Raw genomic sequence first — 15,538 nt, forward strand, 5'->3', positions numbered from 1 at the left:
TATTCGGACTAATCCCCCCTAACTCTCCGTTTGGGAGTGCAAAAGTAAATGAAAATATCTTATATACAAAAAAGGTTATCGCTTTTTTTCTAAAAACATCCTAATTTATCCACAACAAACTGTAAACGAGTAGGATAAGATTTTAAAAAAACTCAAGTTCTTCTTTGAAATAGCGAATCACATGCATTTTTAACAGCGTTTCTTGAGAGATGAGACTAAAATGAGGTAGCTTTTCGACTACTCGCCAGTGGGGCCATCCATCTTTATCTAGCCCTTCCAACTCATAAAAACCCGAGAGACTCAATACTTTGCAGATAGCTATATGCATTAAATCTTGCTTTTGTTCTTTTGTAAACGTGATGGGGCCTTTTCCTAGCTCTTGTACCCCAATCAAAAACAGTACACCATTTAAATCAGCAGGCCTCTTTCCAAGCACATTTTCAAGTACGTTGAGAAGTTCTTCCCACTCTGCCACTAGCTGCTCATCCACATTTGTCATGTCTTATGCGTTTAATTTGCTCAAGGAGCACTAAAAAATAAAGTTAATTTAGGGATTCTCGGATAAAGCATCCCAATACTCTACGGCTCGGCGGAGGTGAGGTATCACAATTGTACCACCGATAAGTGTTGCAATAGAAAATACTTCCTGAATCTGCGCTTCTGTTACCCCTAGCTCTTTGCACTTACCAAGATGGTATTTCACACAATCGTCACAGCGAAGGACCATTGAACACGCCAGGCCCAACATCTCTTTTGTAGCTTCATCGAGATGCCCAGGAGCGTAGCAATTGGTATCAAGGTTGAATATTCTCTTAATAACGAGATTATCGGAGTCCATAATACGGTCGTTCATCCGACTCCGATAATCGTTGAATTGTTCTACTAATGACATACTGTATATATATAAGGTACAAAATTTAGTTACTCAGGCGTTGTTTCGACAGATGTAGGCAGGCTTCCGTATTTGATTTTATGGACAGATGTGTGTTCTATTAAATCAGCCACCAAGCCCGTCCAACCCGTTTGATGAGCCGCTCCTAAGCCAGCTCCCGTATCTCCATTGAAGTATTCGTAAAACAGGTACAAATCTTTAAAGTGGTGGTCTTGCTGAAACAGCTCATTTCCAGTATAAACAGGAATATTTCCAAGCTTATTTCTACGAAAAATACTGATAAGACGTTCTGCGAGCGAAACCGCCGCTTCTTTCACCGTCATTACATTCCCAGAATTGGTGGGATATTCTATTTCATAATCATCACCATAGTAATTATAGAACTTCAACAGGGAGTCAATAATGAGAAAATTGAGGGGAAACCAAATCGGGCCCCGCCAGTTGGAATTTCCACCAAAAATACTGCTATCAGATTCAGCAGGGGTATATTTTACCCTCAGAACTTCTCCATTTACAAAAAACTCATAGGGATGTTCATCATGATATTTTGACAATGCCCGAATTCCATAATCAGAAAGAAACTCGGTTTCATCAAACATACGCTTTAAGAGCATTTTCATCCGGTGCCCTCTCAGTAAAGCCAGCAAATGTGACTCTCCTTTGCCAGGTTCGTGCCAACGCGAAATCAACGAGGCCAAATCAGGGCGGTTATTTAGTACCCATTCTACGCGACGCTTAAAGTCGGGAAGTTTGGTAAGAAGTTCTTCATCCAAAATTTCAACGGCAAAAAGCGGAATCAAGCCCACCATCGAGCGCACTTTCAACAGTTTACTTTTGCCGTCGGGGGTATGAAGTACATCATAATAAAACTGGTCTTCTTCGTCCCAAAGACTTATTTTTTGATCTCCAAGGGATTTCATTGCCGCTGTAATGTGCAAGAAGTGCTCAAAGAATTTGGAGGCCATGTCCTGATATACAGGGCGCACTAGCGAAATCTCACAGGCAATCCGAAGCATATTTAGGGTGTACATCGCCATCCATCCAGTACCATCGGCCTGTTCGAGGTGCCCCCCAGTGGGCAATTCTGCACTTCTATCAAATACCCCAATATTATCAAGTCCTAAAAAGCCTCCCGCAAAAATGTTATTTCCTTCCGCATCTTTACGGTTTACCCACCATGTAAAATTAAGGAGCAGTTTATGGAAAATCCTTTCTAAGAAGGCTACATCCCCAATTCCATTTAATTCCCGGTCAATTTCATATACTTTCCACGTAGCCCACGCATGTACGGGTGGGTTAACATCCGAAAAATTCCACTCATAGGCCGGAAGCTGCCCGTTGGGGTGCATATAATACTCTCGAAGAATTACCGCCAATTGACGTTTGGCAAAATAGGGGTCCAAACGAGAGAGAGTAACGGTATGGAAAGCCAAATCCCACGCAGCAAACCACGGATATTCCCACTTATCAGGCATCGAAAGGATATTCGCAGTATACATGTGTTTCCATGTAAGATTGCGAGGGTAAGCGCGGCCTTTAAACTCAAATGGCATTTTAGGATCGCCTTTGAGCCATTCATTTATGTTATAATAGAAAAACTGCTTATTCCAAAGCATCCCAGCAAAGGCTTGGCGCTGAATGGTGCGCAGTTCAGGGTCGGTCACATTTTGCTGGAGGTCGTCATAAAACTCATCGGCTTCCTCTTGACGCAGCTTAAATATTTCATCAAAGTCACTAAAAGAATTTGCCTGATTGGTCTGATTAGAAAAACGCAAACGAATCGAAACACTTTCGCCCGCAGGAACAACTTTTTTAAAATGTCCAGCGGCTTTAGAACCTATCTGATTAGGATTTACATACTGTTTTTTGCCCGTAACTACATAATTGTTGATTCCATCTTTGGTGTACGGGTTCGCATTGGGCTTTCCAAAAATACGCTCACTGTTGGTTTCATTCTCGCAAAATAGCAGCTCATCCGCTCCTTCTAAAAACAGTTTATATTTTCCGAGCAAGCGGTGATTTACTTCAATCTGCCGATTGGCGATTCCATTCAGTATAGGTTTATAATTAAATTGATCATATCCCCACGACCAAGTATTTCGAAACCAAAGGGTCGGTAAAATGGTCAGCGGAGCATCTTCTGTATAACGGTTATGGGCCGTTATTTTGATGAGAATGTCATTTTCGTCGGCCTTTGCGTACTCAATAAATATATCAAAGTAGCGATTATCGTTAAAAATACCCGTGTCAACAATCTCGTATTCGGGCTGGAGGCGGTTGCGTTTACGGTTCTCCTCGGCAAGTTTGGCGTAAGGAAACGCCACCTGTGGATATTTATAGAGCATTTTCATGTAAGAATGCGTAGGAGTACTATCTAAATAGTAGTACAATTCCTTTACATCTTCACCATGGTTTCCTTCGGGACCAGTTACACCATAAAAACGCTCTTTGATAATTGGGTCTTGGTGGTTCCAAAAACCAAAAGCCAAGCAGATATGGCCTTTATTGTCAGAAATCCCCCCAAGGCCGTCTTCACCCCAACGATAAGAATAAGAGCGAGAGAGCTCATGGGAAATAAAGCCCCAAGAGTCGCCCCAGTAGCTATAATCTTCGCGAACGGTTCCCCATTGGCGTTCGGCCAAATAGGGGCCCCATTTCTTCCAACCTTTATTATCGGCCCGCGCATGAATACGTTTTCTTTCGGCAGTATCTTTCATCTTAAGTTAAAGTGGGTTAACTGGGAATCCACAAAAATAGTGAATACCCAATACGTTTTTGTGCAAATTTGTACCAAATAAGCATTTATTAACCCTTATCGCTATGATATTTAACTCTTTTTTACGTCAGAAGTTAGTAATCCTTCTGATTTTCGCCCCTTTACTGTCTGGTTTTGCGCAGATTTATCCACATAAACCTGTTACGGCGCTGTTGGGCGCTTTGGATGAAGAAATCGAATTATTACGTAGTTCGTTACAAAAACCCAAGATGAAAATGGTTCATGGAATACCGTTCTACTACGGAAAAATCGGAAAGCACCGCGTTGTAATTGTAAAAACGGGAATCGGAAAGGTCAATGCGACCATGACGGCCGCCTTCTTGCTGCAAAAATTTCATCCAGAGCGCGTTATATTCACCGGAATCGCAGGAGGGCTTCATCCTGATTTAAACCCTGGCGACATTGTTATCGGGAAACAAACATTGCAATACGATTTCGGGCAATTTACTAACGAGGGCCTCCAAACTGGAAAAACCCGCAACCCAATCAATCGTGAGCTGAACCCTTTGTTTTTTCAAGCCGATTCTTTGTTGCTGATTGCTGCGCAATCGGCCGCAAAAACCACAGATTTTCAAAAATTAGCCAATCAAGCCAAACTTCCTTATATCATAACAGGTACCATCGTCACGGGCGATTTGTTTGTTACGTCTGAAACAAAAGTCAACGAGCTCCGTAAACAATTTGATGCCGACGCCACCGAAATGGAAGGCGCCGCCGTGGCCCAATTGTGTTGGCAACAGCAAGTACCTTGTTTGGTCATCAGAAGTATGAGCGATAAAGCCGACAGCAAAGCGCGGGAAAGTATTGACAGCTTCAAAAAAACAGCCTCTTACAATTCGGCCCATCTTTTACTGAATATGTTATCTAAACTGCCTAATTAATAGACTTTTTGCGCTTAATTTGCTCTTCAACCTTACCTCTTAATCGGTCATGAAAAAAATCAAATGGTCAGCCTTCGGGTTGGTGTTTTTAGCCATTATTTTGGTACTTACGGCATTTGCTCTCTACAATGGCCGCGACCACCACCCTGGCTATTCGCTTAATTTAGACATCAAATCGCCCAAAGATTCTGTCACCTACAAAGCAGGATTTTGTGCTTTAAAAATTACTCCCGAAATAACGGAGAAATGGAGTGACAAAAACAAAGATGCCGCTTTTAACGAAGATGACGGCGATACCTTTGAAGACAAAAACGGTAACGGCAAATTTGATACTTATTGGATAGCTGGCTTTAGTAAAAAACGCGCGGCCAACGGTGTTCATGATGATTTGTGGGCGAGAACGATGGTTTTGGACGATGGTCATACGCGCATGGCAGTCGTTGCGGTTGATTTGATTGGCTTTCCGCACACCAATGTATTGAACGTTCGTAAAAAACTCGCAGACCAATTTGGTATTACTTACACAGTTATATGCAGCACTCACAACCACGAAGGCCCAGACATGCTCGGCCTGTGGGGCGAGGGAATGTTTACCAGAGGTGTCAATCCCATTTATGAAAAATGGGTAGAAGATCGCATCGTTGAATCAATCGGGGTGGCAGTAAAAAACTTAAGAACGGCGCATCTCCGCGTAGCCCAAGATATATCAGGGATAGCCGACTCCCTCAACATGGATACCCGAAAGCCTATTGTAAAAGATGCAGGCATTTATATTTTACAGGCAACTGATGCCCAAACAGATTCAACGTTGGGCAGTTTTGTGGTTTGGGGAAATCATCCCGAAACCATGTGGAGCAAAAACACATTGATTACTTCGGACTTTCCCCATTATGTGCGCGAGGGCATCGAAAAGGGCGTGTATGATGATAAAACATTAGCCAAAAAAGGTTTAGGGGGCATTGTCGTTTATGCTTCAGGTTGTGTTGGTGGCTTAATGACCACGCGCCCCGTTGTTAAAATCAAAGACCCATTTAAAGATATTTATTATGAAGAACCTACCTTCGAAAAAATTAATGCGCAGGGCACAACCTTGGCTTTATTGGCGCTGAATGCCCTAGAAAAGGCCGAGCCAGTCTCGGGCGGAATCAGTCTTTTGGCCAAAACGATTGAATTGCCCTTGGGAAATTGGCTATTTCATTTAGGAATTGCGTTGAATGTTATTGAAGGTGGTTACAGTAGTTGGGGACACTTGCGGACAGAGGTGGCCGCTTGGAACATCGGCGAAGTCAGTTTTATTACCATTCCGGGAGAATTATACCCTGAAATCGCCAACGGAGGAATTGAAACACCCAAAGAAGGTGATTTCAAGTTGACAAACGCCGTTGAAACCCCGCCATTGCGTCAACTCATGCCTGGGAAGTATAAGTTTGTCTTGGGACTGGCCAATGACGAACTCGGCTATATCATTCCTAAATCCGAATGGGACAAAGAGACTCCTTTTTTATACGACTCACCCAAGGCACATTACGGAGAAGTAAATTCTTCTGGGCCCGAAACCGCACCTATGCTGCATAAAACCCTGAAAGAAATGCTCGAAAAACTCTCTCAATAAAACGAAACGTTGAGTTTGTAAAATTGTTTTTTTAAAAGAAAGATGAAATGTTCTATTTTTCTTTTAAAAAAACGCATATTTCAACCGTGTCTTTAGCGTTACATAGTGTATTCCAAATAATCAGCGTCTAACAGCGCAAAATCTTCATCACTTATGACAAATCGTGAATTTCATCAACAACTGCTGGACCAACTCCAAAAACGATATGAACAAGTCAAACTTGGCGGCGGACAAAAAAACATTGAAAAACACAAAGCCAAAGGAAAACTAACCGCCCGCGAACGCATTGCCTACTTATTGGACGATGAAAATAATTTTGTAGAAATCGGTGCTTTTGTCGGCGATGGCATGTATGCCGACGAAGGCGGCTGCCCATCGGGGGGAGTGGTGATTGGAATTGGCAAAGTATCGGGTCGGCAGTGTGTGATTGTCGCCAATGACGCCACCGTCAAAGCAGGGGCGTGGTTTCCGATAACGGCCAAGAAAAACCTGCGGGCGCAGGAAATTGCCATTGAAAACCGTTTACCCATCATTTATTTGGTCGACAGCGCGGGCATTTATCTTCCGCTTCAAGCCGATGTTTTTGCTGATAAAGAACACTTTGGACGGATTTTTCGCAATAATGCCATCATGTCGTCCATGGGCATTTTGCAGGTAGCGGCCATCATGGGAAGCTGCGTAGCGGGTGGGGCTTATCTGCCGATTATGTCCGACGAAGCCCTGATTGTGGAAGGAACAGGCTCCATCTTTTTGGCAGGGCCGTACTTGGTCAAAGCCTCCATCGGCGAAGAAGTAGATGCAGAAACTTTAGGCGGAGCGTCTACGCATTGCGAAATTTCGGGAGTGACCGACAATAAATACCCTGACGACCCTTCTTGTTTGGATGCTATCAAACGAATTTTTGATAAAGTAGGCCACAACGAAACGGCTGGTTTTGACCGTATTGCGCCCACACCGCCAGTCAAAAATCCCGATGAAATTTTCGATATTCTTCCCGCCGACCGCAATAAGCCGTATGATATGCGGGAAATTATTGAGCGGATTGTGGATAATTCAGAATTTGAGGAATATAAAAAGCTGTACGGGCAAACAATCCTATGCGGATATGCGCGCGTAGAAGGTTGGGCGGTGGGTATCGTGGCCAACCAGCGCAAAATTGTGAAAGCCAAAAAAGGAAGCGGTACAGCAAATGAAATGCAAATGGGTGGTGTCATTTATTCAGATTCGGCGGACAAAGCCGCTCGGTTTATCATGACCTGTAATCAGAAAAAAATTCCGCTCGTTTTTCTGCATGATGTCACTGGTTTCATGGTGGGCAGTCGGTCTGAGCAAGGCGGAATTATCAAAGATGGGGCCAAAATGGTGAACGCCGTGGCCAACTCAATTGTCCCCAAATTTACGTTTATCATCGGCAACTCTTACGGTGCTGGCAACTACGCCATGTGCGGAAAAGCCTACGACCCTCGATTGATTTTTGCATGGCCCACGTCGCAATTAGCCGTCATGAGCGGGGCATCCGCCGCCAAAACGCTATTACAAATTCAGGTAGCAACGCTCAAAGCCAAAGGCCAAACCATCACGCCTGAAGCCGAAAACGAACTATTGACCGAAATCACCGATCGTTATACCACGCAACTTTCCCCTTATTACGCCGCTTCTCACCTCTGGACCGACGGCATCATTCATCCTTTGGAAACCCGCCATATTATTGCCACGGGAATTGAAGCCGCCAATCACGCGCCGATTTCCAAACCGTTTAGTGTAGGAGTCATTCAGACCTAAAAATCAAATTTTCAAGGCTTTCAGAGACCATGACAAAAGAATCTGCCGCCAATACCCCAAAAGTCACCATCATAATGCCCGTATACAACGGCGCAAAAACATTGGAACGAGCAGTCAGTTCAATTCTTAATCAAACCTATCACAACTGGCAACTTCTTATACTGGACGACGGCTCTACTGATGAAACCGTTGAGGTAGCCCGCCGCTTTCAAGATATGCGGGTGCAAGTATTGACTGACGGTCAACACAAAGGTATCGCAGCAAGGCTGAATCAGGCGGTTAGCTTGGCTACTGGAAAATACATTGCCCGAATGGACTCAGATGATTTTTCTTATCCTGAGCGTCTTTCCAAACAAGTACAATTTCTGGAAACGCACCTTAGCGTTGATTTAGTAGGGACCCATATTCGTCTCCTCAACCGCGAAGGTCAAGACATAGGCACTCATATTTTCCCAAGCCACCATGCTCAAATTACCGCAAGACCTTGGCTCAAAAGTATTTCAGTTGCTCATCCCACTTGGTGTGGCAAAACGGCGTGGTTTCAAAAATGGAAATACCGAGACATTTTAAAAAATGAAGATCAAGACCTTCTTCTCCGTGCGCATGAAAGCAGCACTTACGCCAATTTACCCGAAATTCTATTAGACTATACGTTCATTTATTCCTTCCAGAAGTCCCTTTTTTCTCGTTGGGGCTCCGCTGTGACAATGCACCATTTTTATATACAAAAGAGGATGCCTATTTGGTATAAAATTAGCTTATTTTTTGTTTTTATTAAATTTTTCCGTGATTTTTTCACAAAAAGATGTTGACATACCGAAGATAATAGCGTCTAACCAGTAGACCTAAATACTATCGGTAGGGATGATTCATATTGTACAGACCTTCACCACGCCCACATCGCTTCTCTTTTTAGAAGGGCAGACACATTTTTGGCAGCAGAATGGCTATAAAGTGCATGTTCTAACCAGCGGCAGTGATGAATTATCGCGTTTCGGGACACTTAATAACGTACCGACTTCCTCAATTTCATTCTGCCGAGCCCCGTTTTCTATCATCAAAGACTTCAAAAGTTGCTTTCAGTTAGTCCATTTTTTCCAAAAACTAAAGCCACTTATTGTGCATGGAAACACTCCAAAAGCTGCTTTGTTGACAATGATTACGGCGAGAGTCACAAATATTCCAATCCGAATATACGAAATGCATGGCTTACCCCTAGAAACTGCTGGATGGGGAATGAAAATCTTTTACTTTGTAGCCGAAAAAATATGCTGCCGACTCGCCACTCACGTCATTGCCGTTAGTCCTTCGTTAAGAAAAGTGGTAATTACAAAAAGGCTGGTAGTTCCTTCAAAAATATCAGTCATGCACAACGGGAGCTGCAATGGTATTGATGCGATGCTTAAATTCAACCCTTCATTCATTAATACTCAGGAAGTCGAAGCCCTTAAAATTAAATACGGTATTGCCCCCAATCAGGCCGTTGTGGGTTTTGTGGGGCGTTTAACCAAAGACAAAGGTGTAATAGAACTATATAAAGCTTGGCAAAAAGTCAAACAACGGTTTCCAACGGCGATGTTATTGGTCATAGGCAGTGTAGATGAACGGGTCCCGCTTTCCAATAAATGGTTGGAGAAATTGGCCGCTGATAAAACCATTGTCTGTACGGGAGAAGTCAAAAATATGGCATCACACTATGCACTGATGGATTTTATGGTGCTGCCAAGCCACCGCGAAGGCCTCGGGAATGTAGTCTTAGAAGCGGCTGCCATGAAAAAACCAGCGATTGTTTCATATGTGACGGGGTTGAAAGATACGATTTTGAAGAATCACACAGGTCTTTTTTGCCAAGCTCGTTCGGCAGACGACCTCATGCTTAAAATCCTCTATTATCTTGAGAATAAACCTATTGCGGAAGCACACGGTATAGCCGCCCGCGCCTGGGTTATTCAACATTTTTGTCCAGTTGATGTATGGAAAGAAAAATTACAGTTATACCAACGCTTGGTCGCCGCGTACGAATCTGTAATTTTGTAAAATGAGCTATCAACGATTTCTTAAACCGGTCATTGATAAAATTGCCGCCCTTTGTATTCTTCTATTGACCCTCCCCATTACGTTGGTAGTCACCGCATTATTGTATTTTTACAATCAGGGAAAACCATTTTTCTTTCAATTACGTCCTGGGCAAAACGGTAAAATTTTTAAAATTATAAAATTCAAAACCATGAACGACCGCCGGGCGGTCAATGGAGAATTACTACCAGACAGCGCCCGCTTAACGCCCGCTGGACGGTTTGTACGCAAAACATCTTTGGATGAATTGCCGCAGTTAATTAATGTTTTGAAAGGTGATATGTCGCTGGTTGGACCAAGGCCACTACTGCCCGAATATTTGCCTCTTTACAGTGAACGTCAGCAACGAAGGCATGAAGTAAAACCAGGTATCACTGGTTGGGCGCAAATCAACGGACGTAATACCATTTCGTGGTCCCAAAAGTTCGAGTACGATATTTGGTATGCAGAACACATATCTTTGGGCCTTGATATTAAAATCCTTTGGCTTACGCTGATAAAAGTATTCAAGCGCGAAGGCATCAGTTCGGAGACGTCGGTTACAATGGAGAAATTTAAAGGAAACAATTAATACCATGCTTTTATACGGCGCAAGTGGCCATGCCAAGGTCATTATCAGTTGCTTACTGGCAAACGGAGTTCCTATTACTGGAATTTTTGATGATGATTTACAAAAAAAAGAATTAGGGTCGATTCCTGTTATTGGCAAATATGACCCCGATTTTGATAATGAAAGCTTACTTATCATCGCCATCGGCAACAATCAAATTAGACGCAAAATAGCCAGTTCCATTCATCACCAGTTCGGGAAAGTAACGCATCCTTCGGCCATAATCGACGATTCGGTAGAGATTAGTGCAGGTTCTGTCATATTTCATAACGTGGTGGTCCAAGCCGATGTAAGTATTGGCAAACACGTCATTGTTAACACTTCATCGTCGGTTGATCATGATTGTATCTTAGGTGATTTCGTACACATTGCACCCAATGCAACACTCTGCGGAAATGTACAGGTGGGCGAGGGAACGCTCATCGGGGCTGGCACCATTGTTATTCCTAACATCACTATTGGCCAAAACTGCCTGATTGCGGCGGGGAGTGTTATTACGAAGCACATTCCCGACTTTGCCATTGTCCGGGGAAATCCAGCACGTGTCCTTAAAATTACTTATGATTAAACACCCGAAATAATAATTGACGCACCGCTTGTTGTACCTGCCGTCCGGCTCCTGCCCAAAATACGGTACCTGCCGCCAGCAACCCGAAGACAACAAAAAACCCTAAGTAGCGGCTATCGAGCCATTCGTTGATACCAACCGCCAACATAATAAACAGAAAAATACCCGTCAGACCTGCCAACAACAACAGCACCACTAAATAAATAAGCCGGATGGCAATGTTTTCAAGGCGCTCCTGTGTTTCTGTTTTTATCAAATCCAGGCGCGTTTCTAGGTATTTAAAAAGGTAATTTCGGACCTCTTCTATTTTTTCAAACATTGGTTTTTGAATTGATGATGTATATTTTTTTGTTATCTGACGCTGACAAATAGTGTCTGATAACAATTTTACATAAAACTATTGAGTCTTACAAAGCGTTTCCAATTTGTGGTTCGTAACTTTGTTGCTTTGAAAAGGGCTAGTTGCAAAACTACAAAGTAGTGTTGTTTTCGCTTTCTTTCTTATTTTGACTTCAAACTATTATGACGGTTGTACCATACAAAGATAAAGATTCAAGCAAACGCGAACAGATCGCGGAGATGTTTGATAATGTTTCGCCCAAATATGACTTTTTGAACCACCTTCTCAGCGCGGGCATTGATATTTATTGGCGCAAACGCGCTATCAAACTCCTGAAAAAAGAAAACCCACAAACGATTTTGGATATTGCTACTGGCACTGGTGACTTTGCCATTGAAGCCCTAGCCCTAAAACCAAAAAAAATTGTCGGTATTGATATTTCGGAAGGTATGCTTTCTGTGGGGCGTGAGAAAATCAAAAAACTTGGCATGGAAAATGTCATTGATCTCCGTACGGGAGACTCGGCCAATTTACCCTTGGAAACTAATTCTTTTGATGCCGTAATTGCCTCGTTTGGCGTTCGAAATTTTGAAAATCTGCTTCATGGCCTCACTGACATGTGTCGGGTGATGAAACCAGGCGGCACATGTGTCATTTTGGAATTTTCAAAACCGAAAACTTTTCCGTTCAAACAATTATACAACTTTTACTTTCGTTACATTTTACCGATTGTAGGACGAATGGTCTCCAAAGATTCTGCGGCGTATACCTATCTTCCCGAATCGGTGCAAGCGTTTCCAGACGGAAACGACTTTTTGAAAATTTACGAACAGGCGGGCTTCAAAAACACAAAATGCATACCTCTCACGTTTGGAATTTGTTCGATTTACATTGGAAAAAAATAGTACTCGGATTATTGATAGGCTGCGGCTTCGTTAATAGTGCCGATGCACAAACCGTCGGCTATTTCCGAAAACATCAGGAGTTTTATGACGATAAGCCAATCCATTATGGTTTTTTGTTTGCGCTGCCCGTTACACGCTTTCGCCTTGTCCATGACGATTCATTCTTAACACAAGACACCACAAATCGCATTACGTCGCCAGTTACTGTCGGATTTCGTTTTGGTTTTGTCATGAATGGATACCTCAACGACCACTGGGATATTCGCACCACGCCCTCCGTATCGCTCTATAACCGCGCCGTAGAATATGAGTACGGCAGTGGCAAAAAACGCCGAGAACTACGCGAAGCTACATGGATAGAAATTCCACTTTTGTTTAAATACAAATCGCAACGGCGGATGAATTCTCGCATGTACATGCTGGCGGGAGCAACGTTTGGGTTTGAAACCAATGTTCGCAAACGTCAATTACCCGGCTCTGACCGCCTGAATGCCAAAAGCGCCGACTTGACCGTTGATTATGGGTTTGGATTTGAGCAGTTTTTGGCCTACACCAAGTTTTCTCCTGAGCTACGATTTTCCCACGGAATCGTAAATTTATACCGTACCAACGACCCAAACTCTACAGGTAGCATCCGCCGTCTTACGTCGCATACCGTTACGTTATATTTGATGTTTGAATAAACCGATTGTTTTTCTAAACTTTGCACTGAGCGTTTACCCAAGCTTGTTGTACGTTATTTATTAAATACTTGTTTATCAATTTATTAGTTTATATAAATGTTAAAAACAAGGATAATAGTAGCGCAGAATTATTCACCAACAACTTTCCAAATCATGTCAGAAACTGCACTTCTAGACGAAATTCCGTCATTAGATATTTCCGATTTTACCAGTGGAGACCCTGCCCGTAAATTCCAATTTGTCCAAGATTTAGGCACTGCTTTTAACAACATCGGTTTTGTTTGCATCAAAAACCACGGCCTTTCTGAGGACCTTCGCCTAAAGCTGTATGATTCAGTACAGCAATTTTTCAAACAACCCGATGAAGTAAAGAAAAAATACGAATTTTCTGAATTGTCGGGTCAACGAGGCTATATCGGCAAAGGAAAAGAAACCGCCAAAGGCTTTAAAGTAGCCGATTTGAAGGAGTTTTACCACGTAGGACAACCTGCCCCAGAAGGCGAAATGCCGCACAATATTTTTCCCGAAGAAGTCCCCGAGTTTAAAGAATATACGCTAAAGGTCTACGAAACTTTTGAGAACACGGGCAAAACCCTCCTGCGGGCCATCGCTGTATATTTGGGGCTGGATGAAAATTATTTTGAAGATAAAGTCCGCAACGGCGACAGCATTTTGCGGGCGCTGCATTATTTTCCCCTTGACCCCACAACAGTTCCCGACGGGGCCGTTCGGGCGGCGGCGCATGGAGACATCAACCTCATTACCCTGCTCATGGGGGCCAGTGCCGAAGGTCTTGAAGTACTTCGCCGCGACGGCAAGTGGATTGCTATCACGGCATTACCTGATCAAATCGTGGTCAATGTAGGCGATATGCTCGACCGATTGACCAATCATAACCTCAAATCCACGATTCACCGCGTGGTCAATCCCCCTCGCGAGAAAATGAATACTTCGCGGTATTCTATTCCATTTTTTATGCACCCTCGAGGCGACATGAATTTGACGTGTCTGGAGAGTTGTGTCGATGCCAATCACCCAAAACTCTACGTCGATATGACAGCGGGTGAATTTCTCAATGAGCGCCTCATTGAATTGGGTCTAAAAAAAGCATAACTTGCTTTTTCTCCAGTCGGGTAGTTTTCGGACAAGCAGAAAACTACCCGACAGATTTTTCTGTTAACCCCTAAAATTCCTTCTTCAGCGTGTCAGAATCACTCCTTCACCCGCCCGTTAAGCGGATTCGACACCTCATCTTTTTGAAAGATGTGCTGATTTTAGCATTAACCTGCTTTGGAGGGCCACAGGTGCACTTGGTAATGTTTTTGGAACGGTTTGTACAAAAACGCCGCTACCTTACCGAGGAAGAATTGCTTGAATTACAGGCGCTTTGTCAAATACTGCCTGGCCCAACCTCTACCCAAACAATTACGGCTTTAGGTTTTAAATTAGGCGGGCCTAATCTGGCCTACGCTACAGTTTTGGTTTGGTCTTTGCCCGCTGTACTGGTTATGACACTCGCCGCACTCGGGATTTATTACCTCCAGCAAAATCAGATTTCGCTCACTTTTATGCGTTTTGTGGAACCTATGGCGATTGGTTTTTTGGCGTATGGTGGATACACAATTGGCGCCAAGGTCATTCACAAAAACACGCATTGGTTCATTTTGATTACGGCAGCCGTAGTCGCTTATTTGTTTCCATCTCCTTATATGACCCCCATTGTGATTGTTTTGGGTGGTTTTGTTACTTCTTTGGGGTTTCGTAAACACGAAAAAATGGACAAAAACCCCATTCGCATTCAGTGGGCCAATTTCATCCTATGGCTTGGCGTATTGGTTTTTGCGGCAGCCCTTGGCGCAATTACCCAATCGCTGCCTGTTCGTCTTTTTGAAAACTTTTATCGTAATGGTAGCCTTGTTTTTGGAGGGGGGCAGGTATTAAATCCGATGCTTTACACGGAGTTTGTTGAATTTAAACAATACCTGACCCGACAAGAATTTTTGAGCGGTATGGCTCTGGCACAAGTGATTCCTGGACCAGTTTTTTCTATTGCTTCTTACATCGGGGCTTTATCCATGCGCTCCGAAGGTGGGCTAGGAAGTCAACTTTGGGGAAGTTTAGCAGCTACAACTGGAATTTTTTTACCGGGAACATTTTTAATATTCTTTGTTTATCGTTTCTGGAACAGCCTCAAAAAATACCGTGGGGTACGGGCCTCACTCGAAGGGATAAATGCCGCAAGTGTAGGTCTTACCGCAGCCGCTGTAATCCGGATGTTTATCCCGACCGCTACCAATACAACGGCGGTCATTACCATCATAGGGACACTCGGTATACTGCAATACACCAAAACCCCTCCTTACGTGATTGTGCTGGGGGGCATCTTGTTAGGAATCCTTTTTCATTAATTTTA

15 protein-coding genes are annotated in these 15,538 nt (G+C 43.4%); 11 read left to right on the forward strand and 4 right to left on the reverse strand.

All coding sequences use genetic code 11. From position 1 onward, the window contains the following. Positions 1-142: 142 nt before the first annotated feature. Genes DR864_RS17430 through DR864_RS17440 form a run of 3 tightly spaced genes read right to left on the reverse strand, consistent with a single transcriptional unit; the run spans position 143 to position 3,609 of the window. On the reverse strand, positions 143-499 hold the full coding sequence (locus DR864_RS17430; protein WP_114068167.1) for a hypothetical protein: 357 nt from the start codon (positions 497-499) through the stop codon (positions 143-145). A 48-nt stretch (positions 500-547) separates the two neighbouring features. Beyond that, the gene (locus DR864_RS17435) at positions 548-892 is read right to left on the reverse strand and encodes a carboxymuconolactone decarboxylase family protein (protein WP_114068168.1); all 345 of its coding nucleotides are present in this window, start codon (positions 890-892) and stop codon (positions 548-550) included. 29 nt (positions 893-921) lie between these two features. Then, entirely contained in the window at positions 922-3,609 is a 2,688-nt protein-coding gene (locus DR864_RS17440) for an MGH1-like glycoside hydrolase domain-containing protein (RefSeq protein WP_114068169.1), read from the reverse strand. Positions 3,610-3,712: 103 nt separating this feature from the next. On the opposite strand from DR864_RS17440, the gene DR864_RS17445 reads away from it, so the two are divergent. The 7 genes from DR864_RS17445 to DR864_RS17475 all read left to right on the forward strand — a co-directional run bounded on the left by DR864_RS17445 (position 3,713) and on the right by DR864_RS17475 (position 11,197). Further along, entirely contained in the window at positions 3,713-4,549 is an 837-nt protein-coding gene (locus DR864_RS17445; RefSeq protein WP_114068170.1) for a 5'-methylthioadenosine/adenosylhomocysteine nucleosidase, read from the forward strand. A 49-nt stretch (positions 4,550-4,598) separates the two neighbouring features. Then, the gene (locus DR864_RS17450; protein WP_114068171.1) at positions 4,599-6,161 is read left to right on the forward strand and encodes a neutral/alkaline non-lysosomal ceramidase N-terminal domain-containing protein; all 1,563 of its coding nucleotides are present in this window, start codon (positions 4,599-4,601) and stop codon (positions 6,159-6,161) included. Between the two features lie 153 nt (positions 6,162-6,314). After that, on the forward strand, positions 6,315-7,943 hold the full coding sequence (locus DR864_RS17455; protein ID WP_114068172.1) for an acyl-CoA carboxylase subunit beta: 1,629 nt from the start codon (positions 6,315-6,317) through the stop codon (positions 7,941-7,943). Positions 7,944-7,972: 29 nt separating this feature from the next. Further along, a complete protein-coding gene (locus DR864_RS17460; RefSeq protein ID WP_114068173.1) occupies positions 7,973-8,755 on the forward strand; it encodes a glycosyltransferase family 2 protein in 783 nt (260 codons plus the stop codon). 52 nt (positions 8,756-8,807) lie between these two features. Continuing rightward, positions 8,808-9,980 (forward strand): glycosyltransferase family 4 protein, encoded by a 1,173-nt coding sequence (locus DR864_RS17465; protein ID WP_114068174.1) that lies wholly within the window; start codon positions 8,808-8,810, stop codon positions 9,978-9,980. A 1-nt stretch (position 9,981) separates the two neighbouring features. Next, positions 9,982-10,590: a sugar transferase gene (locus DR864_RS17470; RefSeq protein WP_114068175.1), complete on the forward strand. Its 609-nt coding sequence runs from the start codon at positions 9,982-9,984 to the stop codon at positions 10,588-10,590. Between the two features lie 4 nt (positions 10,591-10,594). Then, complete coding sequence (locus DR864_RS17475) at positions 10,595-11,197, forward strand: acetyltransferase (protein ID WP_114068176.1); 603 nt, start codon at positions 10,595-10,597, stop codon at positions 11,195-11,197. On the opposite strand, the gene DR864_RS17480 is transcribed toward DR864_RS17475, so the two are convergent. After that, positions 11,184-11,516, reverse strand: a complete 333-nt coding sequence (locus DR864_RS17480) for a phage holin family protein (RefSeq protein WP_114068177.1) — start codon at positions 11,514-11,516, stop codon at positions 11,184-11,186. The genes DR864_RS17475 and DR864_RS17480 overlap by 14 nt on opposite strands. Positions 11,517-11,719: 203 nt before the next feature. Between DR864_RS17480 and ubiE the strand changes: the two genes are divergently transcribed. From ubiE to chrA, 4 genes are all read left to right on the forward strand, one after another. Next, entirely contained in the window at positions 11,720-12,442 is a 723-nt protein-coding gene (gene ubiE / locus DR864_RS17485; RefSeq protein WP_114068178.1) for a bifunctional demethylmenaquinone methyltransferase/2-methoxy-6-polyprenyl-1,4-benzoquinol methylase UbiE, read from the forward strand. Continuing rightward, a complete protein-coding gene (porT, locus tag DR864_RS17490) occupies positions 12,391-13,125 on the forward strand; it encodes a type IX secretion/gliding motility protein PorT/SprT (protein WP_114068179.1) in 735 nt (244 codons plus the stop codon). Before ubiE ends, porT begins: the two co-directional genes overlap by 52 nt. A gap of 153 nt (positions 13,126-13,278) precedes the next feature. After that, the gene (locus DR864_RS17495) at positions 13,279-14,238 is read left to right on the forward strand and encodes an isopenicillin N synthase family dioxygenase (protein WP_114068180.1); all 960 of its coding nucleotides are present in this window, start codon (positions 13,279-13,281) and stop codon (positions 14,236-14,238) included. A gap of 89 nt (positions 14,239-14,327) precedes the next feature. Continuing rightward, the gene (chrA, locus tag DR864_RS17500) at positions 14,328-15,533 is read left to right on the forward strand and encodes a chromate efflux transporter (RefSeq protein ID WP_114068181.1); all 1,206 of its coding nucleotides are present in this window, start codon (positions 14,328-14,330) and stop codon (positions 15,531-15,533) included. The last annotated feature ends 5 nt before the right edge of the window (positions 15,534-15,538 follow it).

The organism is Runella rosea (genome assembly GCF_003325355.1).
Taxonomy (GTDB): Bacteria; Bacteroidota; Bacteroidia; order Cytophagales; family Spirosomataceae; genus Runella; species Runella rosea.

Bases quoted from the DNA above. Each gene is read 5' to 3' on its own strand.
- DR864_RS17430 (WP_114068167.1), bottom strand. From the start codon at position 499: ATGACAAATGTGGATGAGCAGCTAGTGGCAGAGTGGGAAGAACTTCTC.
- DR864_RS17435 (WP_114068168.1), bottom strand. From the start codon at position 892: ATGTCATTAGTAGAACAATTCAACGATTATCGGAGTCGGATGAACGAC.
- DR864_RS17440 (WP_114068169.1), bottom strand. From the start codon at position 3,609: ATGAAAGATACTGCCGAAAGAAAACGTATTCATGCGCGGGCCGATAAT.
- DR864_RS17445 (WP_114068170.1), top strand. From the start codon at position 3,713: ATGATATTTAACTCTTTTTTACGTCAGAAGTTAGTAATCCTTCTGATT.
- DR864_RS17450 (WP_114068171.1), top strand. From the start codon at position 4,599: ATGAAAAAAATCAAATGGTCAGCCTTCGGGTTGGTGTTTTTAGCCATT.
- DR864_RS17455 (WP_114068172.1), top strand. From the start codon at position 6,315: ATGACAAATCGTGAATTTCATCAACAACTGCTGGACCAACTCCAAAAA.
- DR864_RS17460 (WP_114068173.1), top strand. From the start codon at position 7,973: ATGACAAAAGAATCTGCCGCCAATACCCCAAAAGTCACCATCATAATG.
- DR864_RS17465 (WP_114068174.1), top strand. From the start codon at position 8,808: ATGATTCATATTGTACAGACCTTCACCACGCCCACATCGCTTCTCTTT.
- DR864_RS17470 (WP_114068175.1), top strand. From the start codon at position 9,982: ATGAGCTATCAACGATTTCTTAAACCGGTCATTGATAAAATTGCCGCC.
- DR864_RS17475 (WP_114068176.1), top strand. From the start codon at position 10,595: ATGCTTTTATACGGCGCAAGTGGCCATGCCAAGGTCATTATCAGTTGC.
- DR864_RS17480 (WP_114068177.1), bottom strand. From the start codon at position 11,516: ATGTTTGAAAAAATAGAAGAGGTCCGAAATTACCTTTTTAAATACCTA.
- ubiE (WP_114068178.1), top strand. From the start codon at position 11,720: ATGACGGTTGTACCATACAAAGATAAAGATTCAAGCAAACGCGAACAG.
- porT (WP_114068179.1), top strand. From the start codon at position 12,391: ATGCATACCTCTCACGTTTGGAATTTGTTCGATTTACATTGGAAAAAA.
- DR864_RS17495 (WP_114068180.1), top strand. From the start codon at position 13,279: ATGTCAGAAACTGCACTTCTAGACGAAATTCCGTCATTAGATATTTCC.